A 22,113-nucleotide genomic window follows, 5' to 3' on the forward strand; every position below is an offset into this window, starting at 1 on the left:
GGGGTTCGTCGTCGTGGGGTCGGCCGCGCGGTCTGCGCGGCGGCCGGCGTCCGCGGCGAGCCGAGGAGGTGCGGTGCGCGTCACCCGCGTCGCGCACCGGGCGTAGACAGGACGGCATGAGCGACGTGAAGCACCCCTCCGACCTCGGGATCGACGTGAGCGAGGGCTCGCCGCAGCAGCTGTACCGCTGGCTGCTCGCGAGCGTGCTGTTCGGCCGGCCCGTGCAGCAGGGCGTCGCCGCCGACACGTACCAGGTGCTGATCGACCACGGGCTGACCAGCCCTGCTCGCTTCGCCGAGCACGACCACGAGGGGTTGCGCCGGTTGCTCGACGAGGCCGGCTACGCCCGCATCGACCACGTGATGAGCGACGAGCTGCACGAGGTCATGGGACGTGTCGACTCCGACTGGGGCTCGGTGAACCACCTCGTGCGGTCGTCGGCGGACAGGGCCGAACTGACCCGCCGCCTCACCGACCTCAAGGGTGTCGGCCCGAAGACCGCCGAGATCTTCACGCGCGAGCTGCCCGACGCGCTGTACGGCACCGCCTGACCGGGGCACCCGTAGACTCGAGGCGATCTCGGGGGAGCGACCCGCGCCTCCTCGGGTGTGACCGGTGCGACCGCACCGACTGTCCGCGCGATCGCGCAGAGGGGGCCTCGTGACGCTCGTCGACAAGCTGTTCCGTCAGGACGAGTGGCGCACCGTGCCCAACGCCATCTCGGCGGCCCGGCTGCTGCTGCTGCCGGTGTTCCTCGTGTTGATCGTCGATCAGCACTACTGGTCGGCCATGGTCGTCATCGCGGTCGTCTTCGTCACCGACTTCCTCGACGGGTTCATCGCCCGCCGCACGAACACGACGTCCGAACTCGGCAAGTGGCTCGATCCGGTCGCCGACCGCGTCACCGTGATCGTCGTCGTCATCGCGTTCGTCGCCGGAGGGCTCGTGCCCTGGCCCGTGCTGCCGCTGCTGCTGGTGCCCGACCTGCTGCTGAGCGCCTACGCGCTGTTCGTGCTGGCCGGGGCGTCGTTCCCCGTGACGTGGGTCGGCAAGATCCGCACGGCGCTGATCTTCGTCGGGCTGCTGCTCGTGCTGGTCGCGGCGGCGGTCGTGGACCAGTTCGGCGGGTCCGGAGGCGCGGCGTCGCCACCGCTCGCCGACGCCGGTGCCGTCGCTCGCACGATCGGCCTCGTGGTGCTCTGGATCGGCCTCGTGGGCCACTGGGTCGCGGCGGCCCTCTACGCCGCCGCGCTCGTCCGGATGCGCCGAGCACGCCGCACCGCCTGACCCTCGCCCGCCCCCTGCCCCCCGTCCTCTGCCGTCCTGCGCAGGTGTGCAATTCGCGACGACCGAGGTTGGGGGAGAACGATTTCCCCGCGAACCGGGCGGCGTGTCGGCCGGCGGTTGTCGGGTTCGGCACGCCCGGGAGGCGCGGTGCCGGTCGGGTTCGGCACGCCCGGGAGGCGCGGTGCCGGTCGGGCTCGGCACGCCCGGGAGGCGCGGTGCCGGTCGTGTTCGGCACGTCCGGGAGGCGCGGTGCCGGTCGTGTTCGGCACGTCCGGGAGGCGCGGTGCCGGTCGGGTTCGGCACATCCGGGAGGCGCGGTGCCGGTCGGGACGTGCCCGGCCGTCACCGGTTCGCCGAGAGAGGTGTCCCCTCCCGGGCGTAGCGTCGACGTCATGACTCGCATCACCACCCCCTTCAGTGCCGCCACCACCGCGAACGAGGTCGTCGACGGCCTCGACCTGACCGGCACGCGCATCGTCGTGACCGGCGCCGCGTCCGGCATCGGCATCGAGACCGCCCGCTCCCTCGTCGCTGCGGGGGCCGACGTGACCCTCGCCGTCCGCCGTCCCGAGCAGGGCGAGCAGGCCGTCGCCGACATCCGCGAGAGCACCGGCGACGGCAGCGGCACGGTCCGCGCCGCGATCCTCGACCTCGAGAAGCGCGACACCCTGCAGGCCTTCGCCGACGCGTGGCAGGGCCCGCTCGACGTGCTGATCGACAACGCCGGCATCATGGCCACGCCCGAGACCCGCACCCCCGAGGGCTGGGAGCTGCAGTTCAGCAACAACCACCTCGGTCACTTCGCCCTCGCGAACGCGCTCCGAGGTGCTCTCGTCGAGGGCGCCCAGGCCTCGGGCACCCCGTCGCGCCTCGTGTCGCTCAGCTCGACCGGCCACCACTTCTCGCCCGTCGTGTTCGACGACGTGATGTTCGAGCGTCGCGAGTACGACCCGTGGTCGGCCTACGGCCAGTCGAAGACCGCGAACTCCCTCTTCGCGGTCGGCGTCACGCAGCGCTGGGCCGACGACGGCGTGCTGGCCAACGCCGTGCACCCGGGCGGCATCCTGACGCCGCTGCAGCGCCACCTGCCCAAGCAGGAGATGCTCGACCGTGGCTGGATCGACGAGGACGGCACCCCCAACCCGGCCTTCAAGTCGACCCAGCAGGGCGCCGCGACGTCGGTCTTCGTGGCCGTCCACCCGCTCGTCGAGGGCGTCGGCGCCCGCTACTTCGAGGACGTCGCCGAGGCCGAGCCGTTCCGCGAGGACGCCCGAGGCCGCGGCGTGAAGGACTACGCCCTCGACCCCGAGCAGTCGGACCGCCTCTGGGCGCTCAGCGAGCAGCTGCTCGGCTGACGCGCTCGCCGGGCTGACGCGCCCGCCGGGCTGACGCCCTCGCCGGGCTGATGCGCCCGCGCGAGCGACGGGCGGAGCACGCAGGAGGCGCGGGCCGGGTCGACGACCCAACCCGCGCCTCCTGCGTCCTGCGGAGTGCCGCGGCTCAGCCCGTGTTCTGCAGCCCGGCGGCGATCCCGTTGACGCTGAGCAGCAGGAGGCGGTGGTCGGCGTCGGCCGGGTCACCACCGCCCGCGACGCGGATGGCCCGCAGGGCGCGCAACTGCAGCAGCGAGAGAGCGTCGACGTAGGGCGAGCGCAGCCGCACCGCGCGGCTCAGCACCGGACGTCCGTCGAGCACCTCGCCGTGGCCGCTGACCGCGAGCACCCACGAGCGCGTGCGGGCCATCTCGTCGAGCACGCGTCCGGCGAGGTCGTCGCGGTCGGCCAGGGCCAGGTACTCGCGGGCGATGTGCTCGTCGGTCTTGGCGAGCGACATCTCGACGTTCTTGATCATCGCCGAGAAGAGCGGCCAGGTCGCGTAGGCCTCACGCAGCAGGTCGAGGTCGCCCACGGCCTCGAGCGCCGAGCCGAGGCCGTACCAGCCGGCGAGGTTGATGCGGGCCTGCGTCCAGGCGAAGACCCACGGGATCGCCCGGAGGTCTTCGAGGGATTCGACCGAGAGTCCGCGACGGGCCGGGCGCGAACCGAGCGCGAGCAGGCCGACCTCTTCCATCGGGGTGACGGCGGCGAACCACGAGGCGAAGCCGTCGGCCTTGACCAGGCCGAAGAACGCCTCGCGCGAGGCGACGTCCATCGTCGAGGCGACCTCGGCGAACCGCGTGGCGGCGGTCGCGTTGGCCTGTTCGTTCGACGGGCTCGACGCCAGCAGGGTGGCCGCGGCCATCTGCTCGACGTGTCGGGCGGCGATCGTCTTGTTGCCGTACTGGGCGAAGATGACCTCGCCCTGCTCGGTGATCTTGAAGCGACCGTCGACGGAGGCCGGCGGCTGCGCCAGCACGGCCTCGTTCGCCGGTCCGCCACCGCGGCCGAGGGCGCCGCCGCGTCCGTGGAACAGCGTCAGCTCGATGTCGTTCTCGGCGGCCCAGTCGGCGATGCGGGCCTGGGCGGCGTAGAGCGCGAAGGTGGCCGAGACGGGGCCGACGTCCTTCGACGAGTCCGAGTACCCCAGCATCACCTCGAGGCGGCGGCCGGTCGCCGCGAGGCGCTGCTGCACGGCTTCGGTCTGCAACGCCTCGTCGAGGATGCGCGTGCTGGCCTCGAGGTCGGCGAACGTCTCGAACAGCGGGATCACGTCGAGCACGGGCGCGGGCTCGTCGCCCATCGCGCGCTCGGCGAGCTCGTAGACGTTGGCCAGGTCGGCCGACGACTGCGTGAACGACACGATGTAGCGCGACGCGGCCCGCACGCCGTAGCGCTTCTGCAGGTCGGCGATCGTGCGGAACACCGCGAGGACCTCGTCGGTCATCTCGCTGCGTGCAGGAGGCGCGGTGTCGGACGCGGCGTCGCCGCCGGTGGACTGCTCCCCGCCCGCGACCGGGTCGGCCGCCCGGAGTTCGGCGAGGGCCGTGCGGTGCACCTGCGAGTGCTGGCGCACCTCGAGCTCGGCGAGGTGGAAGCCGAACGTCTCGACCTGCCAGACGAGGCCCTGCAGGTCGCCGTTGGCGCTGCGGTGCGCGCCGGCCGCGCGCAGCGACTGCTGAACGACCCGCAGGTCGGCGAGCAGCTCGTCGGGGTGGCCGTAGGCGAGCGGCGCTCCCTCGCGGCGGGTGGCGTCGATGCGGGCCGCGACGAACATCAGCACGCGGCGGTGCAGCTCGTGGGGTGAGCGCACGCCGATGCGGGACGCGACGTCCGCGTCCATGCCGCGCTGCGCCTCCGCGAGGGCCACCAGCTCGTCGGAGGCCGGGGTCTCGGCCTCGTCGAGCGTCAGGGTGCCGCCGATGCGGGAGGTCGCGCGGTGCAGGCCGAGCAGGACGTGTTCGGCGGCTATGTCGGCGGCGGCCCGGGTGACCTCGGCCGTGACGTGCGGGTTGCCGTCGCGGTCGCCGCCGATCCAGGTGCCGAGGCGCATGAAGGCGGGGGCGACGGCGGGCTCGCGGCCGGCTGCGTCGCCGAGCAGCCGGTCGTCGAGCAGGCGGTAGACCTGCGGCACGATCTCGAAGAGCGTCTGGTCGAAGATGCTCATGGCCGTGCGGACCTCGTCGAGCGGGGTCGGGCGCGTGGTGCGGATCGGCGAGGTGCGCCAGAGCGTGTCGACCTCTTCGAGCAGGCGGCGTTCGGCCTCGGCCACGGCGACGTCGTTCTCGAGCCGGTCGCGGTCGATCATCAGGTCGCTGATGCGACGGATGCTCGACGCGACCGCACGGCGACGGGCCTCGGTCGGGTGCGCGGTGAGCACGGGGTGGAAGCGCAGGGCGTCGAGCCGCTTCGAGGCCTCGTCGGCGCCGACCTCGTCGGTCAGCTGTCGCAAGGTGGCCGAGACCGAGTCGCCCGCGGCGCTCGCCTCGCTGCCGCGGCGGCGCAGCACGCGGACGCGGTGGTGCTCCTCCGCGAGGTTGCTGAGGTGGAAGTAGCAGGTGAAGGCGCGGGCGACCTGCTCGGCGAGCCCTTGGTCGAGGGCGTCGACGAGGCGCTGGGCATCGTCGAGGCTCGCGCCGTCGGCTCCCTCGTAGGCGGCGATGACGGCGGCCCGGACGTCCTCGACGGCCTGGAAGAGCTCGTCGCCGCCGGACTCCCGCAGCACCCGGCCGAGCAGGCTGCCGAGGTAGCTGACGTCCTGACGGAGGCTGCCGTCGACGGCGCCGCTGATGTCGTCACGGCTGCCGTCGTGTCGTCGTGTGGTCTCGATGTCGGTCACCGCACCATCTTGGACGACCCGGGCGATGTATGACGCCACGTTCTGGTCACACCGCCATGTTTAATCGTGGCGCGGTGCCCACATCGTGGCGTCGTGGGCCCGGGTGCGACTCGGCCCGGGTCACGTCGCGTCGACGACCACGTCGTCGAAGAGCGCGAGCAACGGCTCGAAGTCCTGGCGTTCCGACGCCGCACGACAGGCTGTCACGTTGGTGGTGGAGTCGATCGAGCGCCAGTCGAGGCGCCGGCCGGCGTCCTCGGCGATCCGGCCCCACAAGACCCGCTGCGCCCGGCCGTTGCCTTCGCGGAACGGATGGATGTAGTTGATCGCGTCGAAATGGTGGGCGAGCCTCTCGACGAACCGCGTCCTGTCCATGCCGCGGAGGTGGTCGTCGGCCCGCAGCTCGTCGAACGCGAAAGCCGATGCTCGCTCGATCATCGACCAGGGCAGGAAATGCTCGGCACCAGGGGTGTTCTTGCGGATGTCGACGATGCGCGGCGTGCCGGCCCAGTCGTACACGTCCTGGAACAGGTGACGGTGGATGCCACAGAGCTCGGCCAGGTCGCGCGTGCTCGGAGCCTCGTGGTCCGAGAGCTGGACGAGCCGGGCGAACGCGAGGGCACCCTCGGCTTCGTCCAACGACCGCCGATCGGTCGCGCCGACGAGATTCCGAAGGATTCCCGTGGCCGGATCGACGTACGGGTCGACGCCGTCAGGCAAGTCCGTAGCGAGCCCGCGCCCGGGCGACGAGCTCGTCGGAATCGATCCGCCCCGCCACGTAGTCGTCGGCATCCGACGACGTGTCGGAGTCGACGTGCAGGCCCTCCATCTCGCCGCTGTGCTCGGCCTCGTGGACCGACCGCTGTCGGAAGAGGGTCAGCTGTGCAGGGTCGGACGGCGGTGTCATGGTCGCTCCCGGACGATGGCGGCTGGCTCGGATCGTCCCATTTTACCTGCTCGCCCGGGTCACGTCGCGGCCCAGAGCGCCCGGTAGTACGCCGTGCGGACGGGGTCGTCGGCGACGCCGTACGAGTCGAGGAAGGTCTGCTCGAAGCCGGGGCCGTAGTTCCAGCCGAGGCTCATCGTCGCGACGGCGATGTCGGCCCAGCGGTCGGCGACGCCGAGGGCGTCGAAGTCGACGTGCCCCGACCAGAGTCCGTCGTCGCCGATCAACGTGTTGGGCACGCAGGGGTCGCCGTGGCAGACGACGAGGCGGTCGATCGCCGGCGGGTCGCCGAGTCCAGGAGGCGCGGTGCGAGCCTTCTCGCTGCTCGCGATGCGGTCGTCCACCGACCAACCGAACGGGCACTCGTCCACCGGCAGCACGTCGTGCAGTCGCCTCAGCCCTCGTCCCGCCTCGCGCACGGCGGTCGCCGGGTCGGCGGCCCAGAGCAGGTCGACGGCGCTGCGCCCCGGCACACCCGCCGTCACCAGGTACTCGCCCGCGTCGTCGCCACCGATCTCGAGCACGCGGGGGGCGGGGGTGAAGTCGACGACCCAGCGCAACCGCATCTCCTCGGCGTGCAGGTCGAGGCCGCTGCCGTGCGGGGCCCACTTCGCGAAGCGCCGGGTCGGCCCGTCGCCGAGGCGGTACGTGGTGCCTCCGGCCTCGTTCCGCCAGACCGCCGTGATGGCGTCGCTGCGCGCGGCCGTGACCACCGCCTCCGGCACCTCGGCGTCGGGGTCGGGCCGGTTCTGCGTCCACATGCCACGAGTCTCGCACCCGCACCCGCACCCGCTGCCCCTGGCGCCCCTGCTGCCTGGCCGCCGTGTGCAATTCGCGACAGTCGGCTGGTGTTCGGGGCCGTGGGGCGGAGATGAGCGGCGTGGCGCGCGGCGGTTGTCGGGTTCGGCACGCGGGGTGGGGAGGTGCGGGTCGGGTTCGGCACGCGGAGTGCGGGGGTGCGGGGCGCGGAGGTGCGGGTCGGGTTCGGCACGCGGGGTGAGGAGGTGCGGGTCGGGTTCGGCACGCGGGGGCGGGGGTGCGGAGTGCGGGGCGCGGAGGTGCGGGTCGAGTTCGGCACGCGGGGCGCGGAGGCGCGGCTGGGGTGCAGGCACGCCGGGAACGGCAAGGCGCCTCCTGGAGACGACGGAGCGGGCCGCCCCCGGAGGGACGGCCCGCTCTGTCGTGGTGCGGGGGGAGCTGCTTACGCGCGGCTGCCCTTGCGGCCGGTGATGAAGCCCCAGATGACGAGGACGACGAGCGCACCGAGGATGGCGATGATCCAGCTCTGGATGCTGAAGAAGCCGTCGTAGCCGACGTTGAAGACGGCTCCGCCGATCCAACCACCGATGAGGGCGCCGATGACACCGAGGATCAGGGTGGCGATCCAGCCGCCGCCCTGACGGCCGGGGAGGATGAGCTTGGCGATGGCACCGGCGATGAGGCCGAGGAGGATGAAGGCGAGGAAGCCCATGATGTGTTCCTTTTCGTTTGGTGCGCGGGTTGCGCTGATGCTGCTGAGACGGTCGGGATCGGGTGCGTGCCAGCGGGGTCCGTGTGACGGCCGCATGCGAAGAGGCCCGTGAGAAGGTCGTCCTCTCGGGCCCCTGCGGCTGGAAGGACTAGTGCGCGGCCTTGCGGGCCTTCTTCACCGCGGCCTTGCGGGCCTTGGCGACGTCCTTCTTGGCCTGGGCACGCGCCTTCTTCACCTTGGGGTCGTTCCAGAACGAGTCGAAGAAGTTGCTGATCTCCTTGTAGCGACCCTTTCCGGCCTTGGCTCCGTAGGTGTACGCGAGGAACGCGATGAGGGCGATGACGAGGTACTTGAAGCGCATGTGGGGGTCCTCCCAGTGGGACGTTCTTGTCGTTCGGGGGTGACGCTATTCCTCCTGGGAGTTCTCTGTTACAAATCGGATTGGTGGGAAGCGCCCGTTGTTCGCTTTTGTCCTGCCCCTCGGTCGGCCGACGCTCGGCCCACGCCCGGCCGACGCCCGGCCGACGCCCGGCCAGACACCCGGGCGACACGTGTCGCATAGCCACCTCCGAGCCCCCGACACACCCCCGCCGCACGGCCGAAACACCCCGGCAACACCCCCTGGCTAGCGTCGAGCCATGGGTGAGCTCTTCGAGGGATACGCGACCACCACGGGTGCCGCGGCCCGGTCGGTCGGCACCCGACCAGCCGGCGCCCGTCCGCCGGCCGCCGCATGGGACGAGATGTTCGAGCCCGACGGCACGCCCCGTCGGGCGTACCACGAGATCCACGCGACGCTCGAGGGCATGACGCAGGACGACCTGCGGGGTCGCACCGCGGCGCTCGCCGACTCGTACCTGGCGCAGGGCGTCACCTTCGACTTCGCCGGCGAGGAGCGGCCGTTCCCGCTCGACGCCGTGCCGCGGGTCGTCGAGCACGCCGAGTGGACGACCGTCGAGCGCGGCATCAAGCAGCGGGTCAAGGCCCTCGAGGCGTTCCTCGCCGACGTCTACGGCCCGCAGACCGCCATCGCCGACGGGGTCATCCCGGCGAGCCTGATCACGAGCTCGAGCCACTTCCACCGGCAGGCGAGCGGCATCGACCCGGCGAACGGCGTGCGCATCCAGGTGAGCGGCATCGACCTGATCCGCGACGAGGCGGGCGCTTGGCGCGTGCTCGAGGACAACGTGCGGGTGCCGAGCGGCGTCAGCTACGTCATCTCGAACCGTCGCGTCATGGCGCAGACGCTGCCCGAGCTGTTCGTCTCGATGCGGGTGCGTCCGGTGGGGGACTACCCCAACCGGCTGCTCGCCGCCCTGAAGAAGAGCGCCCCGTCGGGAGTCGACGAGCCGACCGTCGTCGTGCTGACCCCCGGGGTGTTCAACTCCGCCTACTACGAGCACACCCTGCTGGCCCGCCTGATGGGCGTCGAGCTGGTCGAGGGCCGCGACCTCTACTGCTCGGGCGGCCGCGTCTTCATGCGGACCACCGGCGGACCCGAACGCGTCGACGTGATCTACCGCCGCGTCGACGACGAGTTCCTCGACCCCCTGCAGTTCCGCGCCGACTCGGTGCTCGGTTCGCCGGGCCTCCTGATGGCCGCCCGTCTCGGCACGGTGACGATCGCGAACGCGGTGGGCAACGGCGTCGCCGACGACAAGCTCGTCTACACCTACCTGCCCGAGCTGATCCGCTACTACCTGGGCGAGGAGGCGCTGCTTCCGAACGTGCACACCTGGCGGCTCGAGGACCCCGGCGCCCTGGACGAGGTGCTCGACCGCCTCGACGAGCTCGTCGTCAAGCCGGTCGACGGCTCGGGCGGCAAGGGCCTCGTCGTCGGTCCGGCCGCGAGCCGACGCGAGCTCGACGAGTTGCGCACGCAGCTGCAACGCGACCCTCGCGGCTGGATCGCGCAGCCCGTCGTGCAGCTCAGCACGATCCCGACCCTGGTCGACGACGGCCTCCGCCCCCGCCATGCCGACCTCCGACCGTTCGCCGTGCACGACGGCGACGACGTGTGGGTGCTGCCCGGCGGCCTCACCCGGGTCGCCCTGCCCGAGGGGCAGCTGGTCGTCAACAGCAGCCAGGGCGGCGGCTCGAAGGACACCTGGATCGTCGGCGGCGACGTCAACGCCTGGGCCGGTCACGACGTGAGCGCTCTCATCGCCGAGCAGACGACCCCGACGCAGTCGATCCCGATCGTCACGCCCGAGCAGCTCGCCGAGGCCACGGCCGCCGCGGCCGACCACAGCCCCGACCACGCGCCCCAGGACGACCCCCGCAACGACCAGCAGGCGCAACAGCAACAGGCGAAGGAGGTGCGGGCCGGGTCACGAAGCCGACCCGCGCCTCCTGCGTCCCGCGTTCCCGACCACGGAGCCACCCCGACCGAAGGGCCATCATGCTGAGCCGCATCGCCGAGAGCCTGTTCTGGATCGGCCGCTACATCGAGCGGTCGGACGGCACGGCACGCATCCTCGACGTGCACCTGCAGCTGCTGCTCGAGGACCCCTGGATCGAGGAGGACGTCGCCTGCCGCAGCCTCCTCGCCGTGATGGGCAGCGACGCCCCCGAGGGCGACCTGGCCCGGGGCGACGTGCTGTCGATGCTCGCGGTCGACCGCCACAACCCGGCCTCCATCGCCTACTCGCTCGGCGCCGCCCGCGAGAACGCGCGCCGGGCCCGCGAGATCGTCTCGACCGAGCTGTGGGAGTGCCTCAACACGACGCGGGCCCGCATGCCGCGCAAGGTCGCCGACGACAAGGTGCACGAGTTCTTCGCCTGGGTGCGGGAGCGCAGCGCGCTCGCCGTCGGGATCATCGAGAGCGCCACGAGCCGTGACGAGGTGTGGCAGTTCTTCACCCTCGGCCGGTCGATCGAGCGGGCCGACATGACCGCGCGCCTGCTCGCGACCCGCACGCTGACGGAGGCGTCCGGCCCGTCGTGGACGACGATCCTGCGGTCGTGCGGTGCGTACGAGGCCTACCTGCGCACCTACCGGGGCGTGCCGAGTGCCCGCAACGCCGCCGAGTTCCTGCTGCTCGACCGGTTGTTCCCGCGCAGCGTGCTGTTCGCCATCAGTCGGGCCGAGGCCTGCCTGCGCGACGTCGAGCCGACGAACCACCGGGTGGCGGCGTCCGACAGCGGGGTGCGCATCCTCGGTCAGATGCGCAGCGAGCTCGAGTACCGGCCGATCGGCGAGATCCTCGACGACCTGCCCGGCCAGATGGACACCGTGCAGGCCGCGACGAGCGCCGCGTCCGAGGCGATCCGGCAACGGTACTTCCCGACGAGCGCGGCACCGACCTGGGTGGGGGAGCGATCGTGAGCCGGCTGCGCATCCGGCACCTCACGGGCTTCTCGTACCAGGGCGAGGCGGTCGCGAGCTACAACGAGGCGCGCATGCTGCCCGCGCACACCGAGGGCCAGTTCGTGCTCTCGTCGCACCTGCGCATCGAACCCGTCGCCGCGTCGCACGAGTACGTCGACTACTGGGGCACGCGGGTGTCGTCGTTCGAGGTGCTGCTGCCGCACCGGCAGCTGTCCCTGACCGCGACCTCGCTCGTCGAGGTGCGACCTCAGGCGCATCCGTCCGAGACGATCTCGTGGGACGACCTGGCGGCGGTCGCGGGGGCCAGCACGTCGTTCGTCGAGCACCTCGAGCAGACGCCCCTCACCGCGCCTCCGGTGGACCTGGCCGAGGTCGGCACCGAGGCACGGGCGTCGCACGCCGACCCGTGCGCCGCCGCGATGGCGATCTGCGAGACGGTCGGAGGCGCGGTGCGGTACCTGCCGGGCGTCACCAACGTGAAGACCACGGCCGCCGAGTCGTGGGCCGCCCGGGCCGGCGTCTGCCAGGACATCGCCCACGTCACGGTCGGTGCGCTGCGGGCGGCGGGCATCCCGGCGCGCTACGTCAGCGGCTACCTGCACCCGAAGCCCTCGGCCGAGCTGCGCGAGACCGTCACGGGCGAGTCCCACGCTTGGGTCGAGTTCTTCTGCGGCACCTGGCACGGCTACGACCCCACGAACCTGATCGACATCGGCGAACGCCACGTGGTCGTCGGCCAGGGCCGCGACTACCGCGACGTGCCGCCGCTGCGCGGTGTCTACGCGGGGTCGTCGAACAGCGAGCTCTTCGTCACCGTCGAGATCACCCGCGAGGCCTAGGGCGTCCCGGCCCGCCGGGGGCTCAGGAGGCGCGGGTCAGCAGGCCGTGTAGGCGTGGGCCGGGTCGTCGGCCGGCACCAGGTCGTGGTCGCGCACGATGGTCGTGGGGGCCGGGTCGAGCTCGCCGACGCGGGCGCAGACCTCGGCGATCGAGCCGCGGAGGTCGTCGGTGTACTCGACGTCGAACACGAGCCCGCCGTAGACGTCCGTGAAGGCGTCGCACTCGTCGTAGCGGTCGCACTCCTCGGTGACGGCGAAGTCGTAGCCGACCTCGTCGCGGCCCCGGGCACCGAGGTCGGCGGTGTTCTTCTGCGCCGTCGCCAGCCCGGCCGCGTGGGCCCGCGCGACCAGCAGCGTCGCGAAGGCGACCGCGTCGTCCTCGCCGAAGGCGTCGTCCGACCGCGTCCACGAGTCGAGGTTGTCGAACTCGACCGCCTGGTAGCCCGAGGCGGCGCACCCGTCGATCGTCGGGGCCTGGCGCTCGGCCACGGCCTGCCGGTTCGCCTCGGTGGACAGGTCGAACAGGTGCTCGTCCGGCCAGCCCGGGTCGACCAGCGGTTCGCCGTCGGCCGTCCGTACGAGCAGCTCGTCCGGCCACTCGACTCCGGGCTGCGTCTGGAACCCGTTGACGTAGCAGATGCCGTAGGCGCCCTCGGCGGGGTCGTCGGTGCTGTCGCGGGCGACGACGGTGGCTCCGTCGGGGACCGGCGACGCGCCTCCCAGTTGGTAGTCGAAGCGGGCGCCCTCGGGCGGCAGCACGACGCCGTCGGCCGTCGCGGCCCCCGACGCCACCACCGCGGACGAGGAGGCGCGCTCGGGTCGTTCACCGGCCCCGGCGTCGACGTTCGTGCAACCCGTCACGGTGAGGGCCACGGCGACCAGGCCGACGAATCCGAGGGGTACGCGCATGCGGCGAGCCTAGGGGAGGGTGCGGGTGCTCGTGCGGGTGTGCGCGTCAGGCCGTGTGCGAGAGCGGGGCGGACTCGCGCTCGACCGCGGCGTCCACCGCGGCGTCGACCGCCGGGGTCGGCGTCACCGGGGCGCGTCGCGAGGCCAGGAAGTCGAGGCGCGCGGCCTGTCGGGCCGACTCCCGATCGAGCTCGGCCTGGCGGGCGGCGGCCCGGGACGCGGCGCGGGTGGCCGCGAGCGAGCGCGCGTTGTCGCGTGCGCGGGTGGCGGCGGCCGAGGAGGCGCGGCGTGCGGTCGCCCCCGTGGCCCGGGCGGCGACGGCGGCTCCGGCCGCGGTGGCGCGACTGCCGTGACGGACGCCGTCCCAGGTCGAACGAGCGGCCGGTCGGGTGCGGGTCGCCACGGTGGTGCCCGTCGTGCGGAACCACGCGACGACGACGGGCGTGGTGCGTCGGACCCAGGCGACCAGGGCTTCGGAGGCGTGACGGGTGCCCCGGGCCGTGGCTCGGCCGGCACGGGCCAGGGCGTCGCCGGTGGCGCGCGTGGCGGCCGCGACGTGGGCGGCGGCGGACGCGAGGACGGGACGCAGGCGCTCGGCGAGGGTCGGGCCCGCGGTCACCGGCTCGGGGGACGGCTCGGGCGCGGCCAGGGGAGCGGACTCGTTCTCGACGGGCGTGCTCGGGGCGGAGGCGACCGCCGGGGTCGGTGCGGCGGCGACCACGGGAGCGGACGCGAGCACGGCGGCGGCCGTCGGTCGTCCTGCGGGCAGGACCCGCGCCTCCCGGGCCGCCGGACGGGCGGTGGCCGGTGCCGTCCCACGGGCGGCCTCGTGCTCGAGACCGCGGTCGGGCTCGTCGCGCGGCAGGGCGCCGAGCACCCGGTCGGTCAGCCCGACGAGCGCGATCGCGACGCCGCCCACGGCGAGGGCGGCGCCCAGCAGCCAGATCGCGATGGTGACGAAGTCGAGGTCGCCGATCGGCAGGAAGCCGCCGGCGAAGAGGCCCACGCTCGCGAGGCGGAAGGTGGCGGCCATGACGAGCGCGGCACCCGAGACGAGCATCGCGAGAGCGACCCAGCCCGTGACTGCTGCCTTGCCCATGCGACACCTCCTGTCCGTGGGGCGCACGCCGCGAGTCGGGCCCGCGCGGACGTCCCCTGCGAATGTAACCCCGACGGGGGCTCGACCGTAACCCGTGGAGGTGGACGCGCCGTTCCCGGGCGATGCTCGGCTCCTGCGGGGGCTTCTCGGATTCGGGGCCGGGAGGATCGGGGGCATGGCCAACTTCGACCGTCTCCTGGGTGCCGCCGCGCGTGCGCTCGGCAACTCCTCTTCTTCCTCGACCGGGCGCGGTGGTGCGTCCGGCGGTTCCACCGACTGGCGCGACATGGTGCGCAAGGTCTCCGACAAGGTCACCGGCGACGACCGTCAGACCGTGCAGTCGCAGCAGGGCCGGCAGCAGCCGCAGCGTGGCGGGTACGGCGCACCTCAGCAGGGCGTCGGTCGTCCGGCGACGGGTGGGCACGCCCCGCAGGGCTCCGCCGCCGATCGTGCGGCCCTCGCCAAGTACGACTACCTGCTGCAGACCGCCCCGCCGCAGCAGCTCGAGCAGGTGCACCGCGACGCGTTCGAGCGGCTCACCCCCGAGCAGCGCCAGCAGGTGCTCGCCCGCCTGAGCGCCGAGGTGCCCCAGGGCGAACGTCCCGCCTCGAGCTCCCCCGCCGACCTCGCCCGGGCGGCGACGCGCGGCGAGACCGCGCACCCCGGGCTGATGAAGCGCGTGCTCGGCAGCACGGGGGGCAAGGTCGCGGCAGGTGCCGCGGTCGGCGCAGGAGTGGCGGGGGTCGCGGGCCTCGCGGTCGCCGTGGCCGGGGCGGCCGCCGTCAGCATCGTCGCCCTGCCCCTGCTGTCCGACGCCGTGACGTCGGGCATCGACTTCGACCAGCTGACGAACGGGTTCGGCTTCGAGGGGCTCGACGGTCTGACCGCAGGCGGCGAGGAGTACCTCGGCGGCCTGGGCGAGCAGGTCGGCGGCCTCGGCGACCAGGTGGGCGGGCTGGGCGACCAGCTCGGCAACCTCGGCGAGGGGTTCCAGATCCCCGGCCTGGGCAACCTCTTCGACCGCTGACCGCGCGAGTCGCGTCCTGAGACCCCAGGATCTCGCCGAGACCCTTCCGCGCGCGCGGGGGTCCGAGCGACTTCCTGGGGCGTCACGCCGGTAGCCTCGGGCAATGACCGCGATCTCGGTCGGCATCGCCGCCGTCTTCCTCCTGCTCTTCGCCGTGTCGCGTCGACGGGACGCCCGGAGGTTCCGCAACGGGGTCTTCCTGTTGATGGCCGGGGGGTTCGGGGTCGTCGCCGCCGCGAACGTCCTCGTCGCCGCGTTCCCGCCGCTCGTCTTCGTGTTCCTCGTCGCCGTGGCGCTCGTGCCCCTGCTCGTCCTCGCGCTCGCCGTCTTCGCGATCGCGAACGGCGTCACCATGCTCCGGTCCGAAGGGCGCAGCCTCGGCAACCTGCTGTCGTTGTTGGTCGGCATCGCGCTGATCGGCGTGCCGCTGCTCGTCGTCGTGATCGTCGAGGCCGGTCGCCGATCGGACGTCGCGGCCCTCCAGGACGTCTCCGTGGGACTGGGCATCGTCGTGGTCTTCGTCACCGGCTACGCCGCGCTCACGTTCGCCGCGTTCACCCTGTGGTCACTCGTCTACGCCCGACCCCGGGTGCGCGAGCAGCCCGACGCCCTGATCGTGCTCGGCTCCGGTCTGATCCGCGGCGAGGTGCCGCCGCTGCTGCGCAGCCGACTCGACCGGGCGCTGGCGATCTACCGTGCGACTCCCGAGGGCGTGAGGCGGCCGGTGCTCGTGCCGTCGGGCGGTCAGGGGGCCGACGAACCGCGTCCCGAGGGTGAGGCCATGGCCGAGTACCTGATCGCCCAGGGTGCCGACCCGGCCGACGTGCTGCCCGAGACGGCGTCGCGCTCGACCCGCGAGAACCTCGTGTTGTCGGGTCGGGTGCTCGCCGACGCCGGTCGGACCGGGCCGACCCTCGTCGTGACGAACAACTACCACGTGCTGCGTGCCGCCCTGCTGGCACGGGACGCCGGCAGCAGCGCCGACGTGGTCGGGGCCCCCACCGCCGCGTACTACGTGCCGAGCGCCTTCCTGCGCGAGTGGGTGGCCGTCATGGTCGAGCACAAGCTGCTCAACGTGCTGCTGGTCGCGCCGTTCGTCGTGCTGCTGGCGTCCCTGCTGGTCTACGCGCGCCTCTGACCCGCCGGCGCCGCGCCTCCTGACGTGCCGAATACGGGCGTGTTCGTGGTGGACGGTCGATCGTGCCCGCCCGCCTCCGCCGCACTGGCCCGTCCTGAGCGGGATGCAGCGGCGTCAGGCGGGTCGAGCCGACGCCCGGCGGGTCAGGACGGTCGCGTCGCCGTGCCCTCGTCGACGGCCAACTCGGCCGCGGTCTCGTCGCGTGCCCGGGCCGCGGCCGCGGCCGCGTCGCCGTCGTGCTGCAGGCGGTAGTGGAACCGGCCCGCCCCGAGCACGGGCAGTGCTCCGGTGACGGGGTCGGGCTCGCCCCCGCGGACGCGGCGCACCCGCAGGTGTTGCCCGCGCACGAGCCACACGACGGCGACGCCGGCCGCCACGAAGCCCGACGCCGCGGCGACGCCGATGGCCCAGCGCGGTCCGGCGACGTTCGCGACCCAGCCGACCATCGGTGCGCCGAGGGGCGTGCCACCGGTGAAGACGGCCATGTAGAGCGCCATGACGCGCCCTCGCATGCGGGGTGCCGTGGTCAGCTGAACGGTGGCGTTCGCCGTCGTCATCAGGGTGATCGAGGCGAGTCCCACGGTGACGAGCACGGCCGCGAAGCTCCAGTAGGTCGGCATGACGGCGGCGACGAGGCAGGTGACGCCGAAGGCCAGGGCCGCCGTGACGAGCACGCGCCAGCGAGGCTTCTCGCGTCGGGCCGAGAGCAGGGCGCCGACCAGCGACCCCACCGCGATCGCCGACGACAGCAGGCCGAACCCGCTCGCGTCGACACCAAACTCGACGCTGGCCATGGTCGAGGTGAAAATGGCGAAGTTGAGGCCGAAGGTGCCGATGACGAAGACCATGACGAAGACGACGACGAGGTCGGGCCTCTCGCGCACGTACCGGAACCCCTCGCGGATCTGGCCCTTGGCCCGCGACACCGCCGGTTTCAGCTCGAGCTGCGCGACGCGGATGAACCGCAGCGACAGCAGCACGGCGGCGAACGAGCCGGCGTTGATCAGGAACACCCAGCCCGTGCCGATCGTCGCGATGAGCACGCCGGCGACGGCGGGGCCGATCAGGCGGGCGCCGTTGAACGAGGCCGAGTTCAGGCTGACGGCGTTCGTCAGGTGGCCGGGGGGCACGAGCTCGGACACGAAGCTCTGCCGCACCGGGGCGTCGATCGCGGCCGCGACGCCGAGCAACAGGGCGAAGAGGTAGACCATCCAGAGCTGCACGCTGTCGGTCAGCACGAGCACGCCCAGGCCGAGCCCGAGCAGGCCCATGCTCAGCTGCGTCACCATCAGCAGCCGCCGCCGGTCGAACCGGTCGGCGATCAGCCCGGTGATCGGCACCATCAGGATCGGCGGCGCGAACTGAAGCGCCATGGTGATGCCGAGCGCCGTGGCGTCGTTGTCGGTCAGGTCGGTGAGGACGAGCCAGTCCTGCGCCGTCCGTTGCATCCAGGTGCCGATGTTGGACACCAGCGCCCCGGCGAACCAGAGGCGGTAGTTGAACAGCGACAGGCTGCGGAACATGGCCGTCACGAGCGCGTCAGCTTCCGCAGGATCTCGGTGGCGTCGGCCAGGGTGCGACGCTCGTCGGGGGTCAGGGCCGAGAGGCGGGGCACGAGCCACTCGTCACGACGTCGACGCGTCTCGAACACGAAGGCGGCACCGGCCTCGGTCGTCTCGAGCAGCACGCGGCGTTTGTCGTCGTCGTCGACCGTGCGACGCAGCAGCCCGGCGTCGACGAGCTTGCCGACGGTGCGGTTCATCGACGGGGGAGTGACGCCCTCGTGGGCGGTCAACGCCCCGATCGTCAACGGTTGGTTCTGCACGACGTAGCCGAGAGCGGCCATCTGGGCGTCCGTGACGTCGGCGTCGGCCTTCTGCTGGCGCAGTCGACGGGCGAGTCGCAGCACGGCCCCTCGGACGTCGGTCGCGAGGTGGGCGTGCGGCACGGCCCGGGTGGCGGAGGGGGCAGGAGGCGCGGAGTCGGTCATCGCCGGGCCACGATACTCGTTTAGTTCGGCTAAGTAAACGTCTGGCTGATCCTGTGCAAATCGCGACACCGGAGAGCCGACACGCCGCTCGTCCGCAGACGTGAGCGGCGCGTCGCGCCCCGGCGGTCGGGTTCGGCCCGCCGCGGGCGCCGGGTGCGGTCGCGATTTGCACAGGGGGGAGGGGGGAGGGGAGGAGGCGCGCGCGGTGGAGGGGAGGAGGCGCGCGCGGGCGAGGCGAGGTTCGCGGCGGTTCGGGGACGGCGTGCGCCTAGGCTCGGACCGGTGAGCGACGACGACGTCCCGGCCGAGCCGAGCCGCCCCTCCTGGTTGACCGGGCGTGGGGCCGTGTTGACGGTGGCGCTCATCGTGGGCATCTCGCCGTTCGCGACCGACATGTACATCCCCGCGCTGCCGGCCATCGCGCGTGACCTCGGGGCGACGACGGCCGAGGTGCAGCTCAGCCTGACGGCGTTCCTCGTCGCGTTCGCGGCCGGCCAGATCGTGATCGGGCCGATCAGCGACGGTCGGGGCAGGAGGCGCATCCTGCTGGGCGGGACGGTCCTGTTCGCCCTCGCCTCGATCGCCTGCGCCGTGGCTCCCGACGCGGCCACCCTCGTCGTCGCCCGCGTCGCGCAGGGCGTCGGCGGCGCGGCGGGCTCGGTGGCGGCACGGGCCATGGTGGGGGACTCGACGACGGGCCTCGTGCGCAGCAGGCTCTTCGCGACGCTCGCCGCGATCAACGCCGTCGGCCCGGTCGTCGCGCCGCTCGTGGGCGGCGTCGTGCTCTCGGTGTCGAGCTGGCGGGCGACGTTCGTCGTCCTGGCGGTGCTCGGCGCCGCGTTGACCTGCGCGGCCGCGCGGCGCCTGCCCGAGACGCTCGTCGACCCCGAGCCGGGTGCGGGTTCGCTGCTCGCGTCCCTGCGACGGATGGGCACGCTGCTCGCGATGCCGCGCTTCCGCTGGTACCTCGTGACGGGCTGCGCCGCGACGATCGGCTTCTTCTCGTACATCGCCACGTCGTCGTTCGTCTTCCAGGAGCAGTACGGCTTCGGCGAGGGCCTCTACACGCTCGTCTTCGCCTCGAACGCGTCGTGCATGATCGCCTCGACCCTGGTGTTCCGCCGCCTCGTCGGACGCTTCGCCGAGGACCACCTCTTCACCGCCGGCCTCGTCACCTGCACCGTGGGCTCGGCCCTCGTGCTCGTCGGTGCGCTGACCGGCGTCGGCCCGGCACTGATCTGGCCCGCGCTCGCCCTCGTGACGGCGGGCTGGGGCTGGGTCATCCCCGGGTCGATCACGCTGACGCAGGCGCTCGGGCACCGCGCGCCCGGCACGGCCGCCGCGCTCGCGGGTGGGCTGCAGTTCGGGCTCGGCGGCGCCGCGACCCCGCTCGCCGGGGCACTCGGCGGCACGGCCGTCGTGATGGGCGCGCTGATGCTCGGGTTCATCGCCGTCGGTCTGGCCGTGCAGGTGTGGGCGTCGTCCCGAGGCGGTACCCCGGCGACCTGACCCCCGGGGCGGGGGGCGCACCCACGCGACCTGACCCACGGGGCGCGACCCGCGCCTCCTGCCGTCCATCCGGGGCTGGTGCGCCGGACCGGGCGGTGCCACCCTGGGCTCGACGCCGACCGGCGCCGTGACCCGAGGAGGACCCCGTGACCGTGCAGCTCACCCCGTACCTGGCGTTCCGCTCCGAGACGAGGGAGGCGTTCGACTTCTACGCCTCCGTGTTCGGCGGCAGCCCCACCTTCAGCACCTTCGGCGAGTTCGGGGTGGGCACCCCCGACGAGGCCGGGAAGGTCATGCACGCCCAGCTGAAGACGCCGTCGGGCCTGCTGCTGATGGGGGCGGACCGCCCCGACTCGTACCCGCTCGAGGAGGCGAGCAGCATGTCGCTCTCGCTCTTCGGCGGGCCCGACGACGCCGAGACGCTGACCGGATGGTTCGCCGCGCTCGCCGAGGGAGGCACTGTGCACGAGGCCCTGTCGCAGGCGCCGTGGGGCGACTCGTTCGGCATGCTGGACGACCGCTTCGGCCAGCACTGGATGGTCAACGTCGGCGGTGCCGCGGCCTGAGCCCGGGTCGCGCCGCCCGGACCCGGAGGCGCGGGGGTGGTCTCCGAGGACGCCCCGCCTCAGTCGCGCCCGAGCCGACCGATCACGCTCTCGTCGAGCCGGGCGAGCAGGTCGGCCACGTCGTCGTAGACCTCCTCGGCCCCGGCCTCGACCAGCTCGGCCCGGGAGAAGCCGCCGCTCAGCACGCCGACGCAGGTCACGCCCGCCCGGTGCGCGGCCTCGACGTCCCACACGGCGTCGCCGACCATCACGGCGCGCTCGGCCGGCACGTCCGCCTTCTCGAGGGCGACCTCGACGATGCCGGGGTCGGGTTTGGCGGTCTCGACGTCCTCGCTCGACGTGACGGCCCACAGCGCGTCCTCGACGTCGAGCAGGCCGCGCAGCGCCTTCAGCTCGTCCTCGGGCGCACTCGTGGCGAGCACGACGCCGTGCCCCCGGCGCGCGAGCTCGGCGAGCAGGTCGGTCGCCCGCTCGAAGACGTGGAGGTCGCCCTCGTCGCCGAGGTGCTCGGCGTAGTGCCGCGAGTGCGCGTCCTTCGCGTCGTCGAGGAGGCGCGCGGCGGCGTCCTTCCCGACCAGCCCCTCGACCAGCAGGGCGGAGTCCTTGCCGATCGACCGGTGGATGCGCCAGCTGTCGACGGGGTGGCCGACGTCGGTGAAGGCCCGCGACCAGGCGTCGACGTGTGCGAAGTTCGAGTCCACCAGGGTGCCGTCGATGTCGAAGAGGACGGCGGTGGACGGAGAGGAGGACGTGGGGGAGGTCATCCCGCCACCCTGCCCCTGAACGAGCAGGGCTGCACGGACTGCACGAATTTCGCCGAGGGCAAAGCGACACCTGTTGTCCGAGTGTCGATGCGGGCGTATGTTCGCAGGCGGGCTCGTCGACGAGTCCGACCGGCCCGACGGCCGGCCCACGAACGGAGAGAGGCACACACCATGGCACGGTTCAGCGACAAGACGGCACTCGTCACCGGCGGAGGCAGCGGCATCGGCGCCGCGATCTCACGGTCCCTGGCGGCCGAGGGCGCGTCGGTGGTCGTCACCGACATCAAGCTCGAGGCGGCGCAGGGCGTCGTGGACCAGATCGTCGCCGCCGGCGGCACGGCCGTGGCCTTCGAGCAGAACACCGCGAAGCCCGAGCAGTCCGAGGCGGCCGTCGAGTTCGCGAAGACCACCTACGGCGCCCTGCACCTCGCCGTGAACAACGCGGGCATCGGCGCCCCGGCCGCCGACATCGGCGAGTACGACATCGCCGCCTGGGACCGCGTCCGCTCGGTCGACCTCGACGGCGTCTTCTACGGCCTGCGCTACCAGCTGCCCGCCATGGTGGAGGCCGGCGGCGGCTCGATCGTCAACATGAGCTCGGTGCTCGGCTCGGTCGGCATCGCCCAGAACGCGGCCTACGTCGCCAGCAAGCACGCCCTGGTGGGCCTGACGAAGGTCGCGGCGCTCGAGTACTCGAAGCGTGGCGTCCGCACGAACGCGGTCGGCCCCGGCTTCATCGACACGCCCCTCGTGCGCGCCTCGCTCGAGGGCGACGCGCTCTCGTACCTCGAGTCGCAGCACGCCACCGGCCGCCTGGGCACCGACGCCGAGGTCTCGGCGCTCGTCCTGTTCCTGCTGAGCGACGAGGCGTCGTTCGTCACGGGCAGCTACCACCTCGTCGACGGCGGCTACTCGGCGCACTGACGACGGTGTGCAGGAGGCGCGGTGCGGGGATTCCCGCGCCGCGCCTCCTCGGTCGGCCCGCTTCAGCCGCGCTTCAGCGCCGGGCCGCCATGATGGGC

General features: G+C 73.0%; 22 protein-coding genes. 11 read left to right on the top strand and 11 right to left on the bottom strand.

Annotated features, from left to right (window positions below; genetic code table 11):
• The first annotated feature begins 116 nt into the window (after window positions 1–116).
• The 3 genes from ASE87_RS07695 (at window position 117) to ASE87_RS07705 (ending at window position 2,642) form a co-directional block, all read left to right on the top strand.
• On the top strand, window positions 117–551 hold the full coding sequence (locus tag ASE87_RS07695; protein ID WP_056227334.1) for a hypothetical protein: 435 nt from the start codon (window positions 117–119) through the stop codon (window positions 549–551).
• 109 nt (window positions 552–660) lie between these two features.
• Entirely contained in the window at window positions 661–1,287 is a 627-nt protein-coding gene (locus tag ASE87_RS07700; RefSeq protein WP_043593207.1) for a CDP-alcohol phosphatidyltransferase family protein, read from the top strand.
• A 392-nt stretch (window positions 1,288–1,679) separates the two neighbouring features.
• Entirely contained in the window at window positions 1,680–2,642 is a 963-nt protein-coding gene (locus ASE87_RS07705) for an SDR family NAD(P)-dependent oxidoreductase (protein ID WP_056227337.1), read from the top strand.
• Between the two features lie 145 nt (window positions 2,643–2,787).
• Here the strand turns inward: ASE87_RS07705 and ASE87_RS07710 are convergent, their stop codons facing one another.
• From ASE87_RS07710 to ASE87_RS07735, 6 genes are all read right to left on the bottom strand, one after another.
• Entirely contained in the window at window positions 2,788–5,502 is a 2,715-nt protein-coding gene (locus ASE87_RS07710) for a phosphoenolpyruvate carboxylase (protein ID WP_056227340.1), read from the bottom strand.
• A 120-nt stretch (window positions 5,503–5,622) separates the two neighbouring features.
• The gene (locus tag ASE87_RS07715) at window positions 5,623–6,141 is read right to left on the bottom strand and encodes a Fic family protein (protein ID WP_235472241.1); all 519 of its coding nucleotides are present in this window, start codon (window positions 6,139–6,141) and stop codon (window positions 5,623–5,625) included.
• Between the two features lie 73 nt (window positions 6,142–6,214).
• Window positions 6,215–6,409 (bottom strand): antitoxin VbhA family protein, encoded by a 195-nt coding sequence (locus ASE87_RS07720; RefSeq protein WP_043595794.1) that lies wholly within the window; start codon window positions 6,407–6,409, stop codon window positions 6,215–6,217.
• A gap of 59 nt (window positions 6,410–6,468) precedes the next feature.
• The gene (locus tag ASE87_RS07725) at window positions 6,469–7,209 is read right to left on the bottom strand and encodes an aminoglycoside 3'-phosphotransferase (protein ID WP_082452480.1); all 741 of its coding nucleotides are present in this window, start codon (window positions 7,207–7,209) and stop codon (window positions 6,469–6,471) included.
• A 440-nt stretch (window positions 7,210–7,649) separates the two neighbouring features.
• Window positions 7,650–7,919, bottom strand: coding sequence for a GlsB/YeaQ/YmgE family stress response membrane protein (locus tag ASE87_RS07730; RefSeq protein ID WP_043595797.1), 270 nt, complete (start codon window positions 7,917–7,919; stop codon window positions 7,650–7,652).
• A 148-nt stretch (window positions 7,920–8,067) separates the two neighbouring features.
• Window positions 8,068–8,280, bottom strand: a complete 213-nt coding sequence (locus ASE87_RS07735) for a hypothetical protein (RefSeq protein ID WP_055978025.1) — start codon at window positions 8,278–8,280, stop codon at window positions 8,068–8,070.
• A 277-nt stretch (window positions 8,281–8,557) separates the two neighbouring features.
• Between ASE87_RS07735 and ASE87_RS07740 the strand changes: the two genes are divergently transcribed.
• Genes ASE87_RS07740 through ASE87_RS07750 form a run of 3 tightly spaced genes read left to right on the top strand, consistent with a single transcriptional unit; the run spans window position 8,558 to window position 12,089 of the window.
• Complete coding sequence (locus ASE87_RS07740; RefSeq protein ID WP_056227346.1) at window positions 8,558–10,327, top strand: circularly permuted type 2 ATP-grasp protein; 1,770 nt, start codon at window positions 8,558–8,560, stop codon at window positions 10,325–10,327.
• Window positions 10,321–11,247 (top strand): alpha-E domain-containing protein, encoded by a 927-nt coding sequence (locus ASE87_RS07745; RefSeq protein ID WP_043595802.1) that lies wholly within the window; start codon window positions 10,321–10,323, stop codon window positions 11,245–11,247. Before ASE87_RS07740 ends, ASE87_RS07745 begins: the two co-directional genes overlap by 7 nt.
• A complete protein-coding gene (locus tag ASE87_RS07750) occupies window positions 11,244–12,089 on the top strand; it encodes a transglutaminase family protein (protein ID WP_043595803.1) in 846 nt (281 codons plus the stop codon). The genes ASE87_RS07745 and ASE87_RS07750 overlap by 4 nt, the downstream gene beginning before the upstream one ends.
• 36 nt (window positions 12,090–12,125) lie before the next feature.
• Here the strand turns inward: ASE87_RS07750 and ASE87_RS07755 are convergent, their stop codons facing one another.
• Together ASE87_RS07755 and ASE87_RS07760 are read right to left on the bottom strand one after the other, a co-directional pair.
• Window positions 12,126–12,998 (bottom strand): endo alpha-1,4 polygalactosaminidase, encoded by an 873-nt coding sequence (locus ASE87_RS07755; RefSeq protein WP_056227350.1) that lies wholly within the window; start codon window positions 12,996–12,998, stop codon window positions 12,126–12,128.
• Between the two features lie 46 nt (window positions 12,999–13,044).
• The gene (locus tag ASE87_RS07760) at window positions 13,045–14,097 is read right to left on the bottom strand and encodes a hypothetical protein (RefSeq protein WP_056227353.1); all 1,053 of its coding nucleotides are present in this window, start codon (window positions 14,095–14,097) and stop codon (window positions 13,045–13,047) included.
• Between the two features lie 175 nt (window positions 14,098–14,272).
• On the opposite strand from ASE87_RS07760, the gene ASE87_RS07765 reads away from it, so the two are divergent.
• Both ASE87_RS07765 and ASE87_RS07770 read left to right on the top strand, forming a co-directional pair.
• A complete protein-coding gene (locus ASE87_RS07765) occupies window positions 14,273–15,124 on the top strand; it encodes a hypothetical protein (RefSeq protein WP_056227355.1) in 852 nt (283 codons plus the stop codon).
• A 103-nt stretch (window positions 15,125–15,227) separates the two neighbouring features.
• Window positions 15,228–16,262, top strand: coding sequence for a YdcF family protein (locus ASE87_RS07770; protein ID WP_056227359.1), 1,035 nt, complete (start codon window positions 15,228–15,230; stop codon window positions 16,260–16,262).
• A gap of 143 nt (window positions 16,263–16,405) precedes the next feature.
• Here the strand turns inward: ASE87_RS07770 and ASE87_RS07775 are convergent, their stop codons facing one another.
• Window positions 16,406–17,794, bottom strand: a complete 1,389-nt coding sequence (locus tag ASE87_RS07775; protein ID WP_082452481.1) for an MFS transporter — start codon at window positions 17,792–17,794, stop codon at window positions 16,406–16,408.
• On the bottom strand, window positions 17,791–18,252 hold the full coding sequence (locus ASE87_RS07780; protein WP_043593561.1) for a MarR family winged helix-turn-helix transcriptional regulator: 462 nt from the start codon (window positions 18,250–18,252) through the stop codon (window positions 17,791–17,793). The genes ASE87_RS07775 and ASE87_RS07780 overlap by 4 nt, the downstream gene beginning before the upstream one ends.
• Before the next feature lie 282 nt (window positions 18,253–18,534).
• Between ASE87_RS07780 and ASE87_RS07785 the strand changes: the two genes are divergently transcribed.
• Window positions 18,535–19,761, top strand: a complete 1,227-nt coding sequence (locus ASE87_RS07785) for a multidrug effflux MFS transporter (RefSeq protein ID WP_056227363.1) — start codon at window positions 18,535–18,537, stop codon at window positions 19,759–19,761.
• Between the two features lie 146 nt (window positions 19,762–19,907).
• Complete coding sequence (locus tag ASE87_RS07790) at window positions 19,908–20,327, top strand: VOC family protein (protein ID WP_043593564.1); 420 nt, start codon at window positions 19,908–19,910, stop codon at window positions 20,325–20,327.
• A gap of 59 nt (window positions 20,328–20,386) precedes the next feature.
• On the opposite strand, the gene ASE87_RS07795 is transcribed toward ASE87_RS07790, so the two are convergent.
• Entirely contained in the window at window positions 20,387–21,091 is a 705-nt protein-coding gene (locus ASE87_RS07795; RefSeq protein WP_056227366.1) for an HAD family hydrolase, read from the bottom strand.
• A gap of 171 nt (window positions 21,092–21,262) precedes the next feature.
• On the opposite strand from ASE87_RS07795, the gene ASE87_RS07800 reads away from it, so the two are divergent.
• Window positions 21,263–22,015 (top strand): SDR family NAD(P)-dependent oxidoreductase, encoded by a 753-nt coding sequence (locus ASE87_RS07800; protein ID WP_043593568.1) that lies wholly within the window; start codon window positions 21,263–21,265, stop codon window positions 22,013–22,015.
• The last annotated feature ends 98 nt before the right edge of the window (window positions 22,016–22,113 follow it).

The organism is Frigoribacterium sp. Leaf44, assembly GCF_001421865.1.
In the GTDB taxonomy this organism is placed as follows: Bacteria; Actinomycetota; Actinomycetes; order Actinomycetales; family Microbacteriaceae; genus Frigoribacterium.

Bases quoted from the DNA above. Each gene is read 5' to 3' on its own strand.
- ASE87_RS07730 (WP_043595797.1), bottom strand. From the start codon at position 7,919: ATGGGCTTCCTCGCCTTCATCCTCCTCGGCCTCATCGCCGGTGCCATC.
- ASE87_RS07740 (WP_056227346.1), top strand. From the start codon at position 8,558: ATGGGTGAGCTCTTCGAGGGATACGCGACCACCACGGGTGCCGCGGCC.
- ASE87_RS07800 (WP_043593568.1), top strand. From the start codon at position 21,263: ATGGCACGGTTCAGCGACAAGACGGCACTCGTCACCGGCGGAGGCAGC.
- ASE87_RS07780 (WP_043593561.1), bottom strand. From the start codon at position 18,252: ATGACCGACTCCGCGCCTCCTGCCCCCTCCGCCACCCGGGCCGTGCCG.
- ASE87_RS07745 (WP_043595802.1), top strand. From the start codon at position 10,321: ATGCTGAGCCGCATCGCCGAGAGCCTGTTCTGGATCGGCCGCTACATC.
- ASE87_RS07725 (WP_082452480.1), bottom strand. From the start codon at position 7,209: ATGTGGACGCAGAACCGGCCCGACCCCGACGCCGAGGTGCCGGAGGCG.
- ASE87_RS07735 (WP_055978025.1), bottom strand. From the start codon at position 8,280: ATGCGCTTCAAGTACCTCGTCATCGCCCTCATCGCGTTCCTCGCGTAC.
- ASE87_RS07770 (WP_056227359.1), top strand. From the start codon at position 15,228: ATGACCGCGATCTCGGTCGGCATCGCCGCCGTCTTCCTCCTGCTCTTC.
- ASE87_RS07705 (WP_056227337.1), top strand. From the start codon at position 1,680: ATGACTCGCATCACCACCCCCTTCAGTGCCGCCACCACCGCGAACGAG.
- ASE87_RS07720 (WP_043595794.1), bottom strand. From the start codon at position 6,409: ATGACACCGCCGTCCGACCCTGCACAGCTGACCCTCTTCCGACAGCGG.
- ASE87_RS07760 (WP_056227353.1), bottom strand. From the start codon at position 14,097: ATGGGCAAGGCAGCAGTCACGGGCTGGGTCGCTCTCGCGATGCTCGTC.
- ASE87_RS07795 (WP_056227366.1), bottom strand. From the start codon at position 21,091: ATGACCTCCCCCACGTCCTCCTCTCCGTCCACCGCCGTCCTCTTCGAC.
- ASE87_RS07755 (WP_056227350.1), bottom strand. From the start codon at position 12,998: ATGCGCGTACCCCTCGGATTCGTCGGCCTGGTCGCCGTGGCCCTCACC.
- ASE87_RS07695 (WP_056227334.1), top strand. From the start codon at position 117: ATGAGCGACGTGAAGCACCCCTCCGACCTCGGGATCGACGTGAGCGAG.
- ASE87_RS07765 (WP_056227355.1), top strand. From the start codon at position 14,273: ATGGCCAACTTCGACCGTCTCCTGGGTGCCGCCGCGCGTGCGCTCGGC.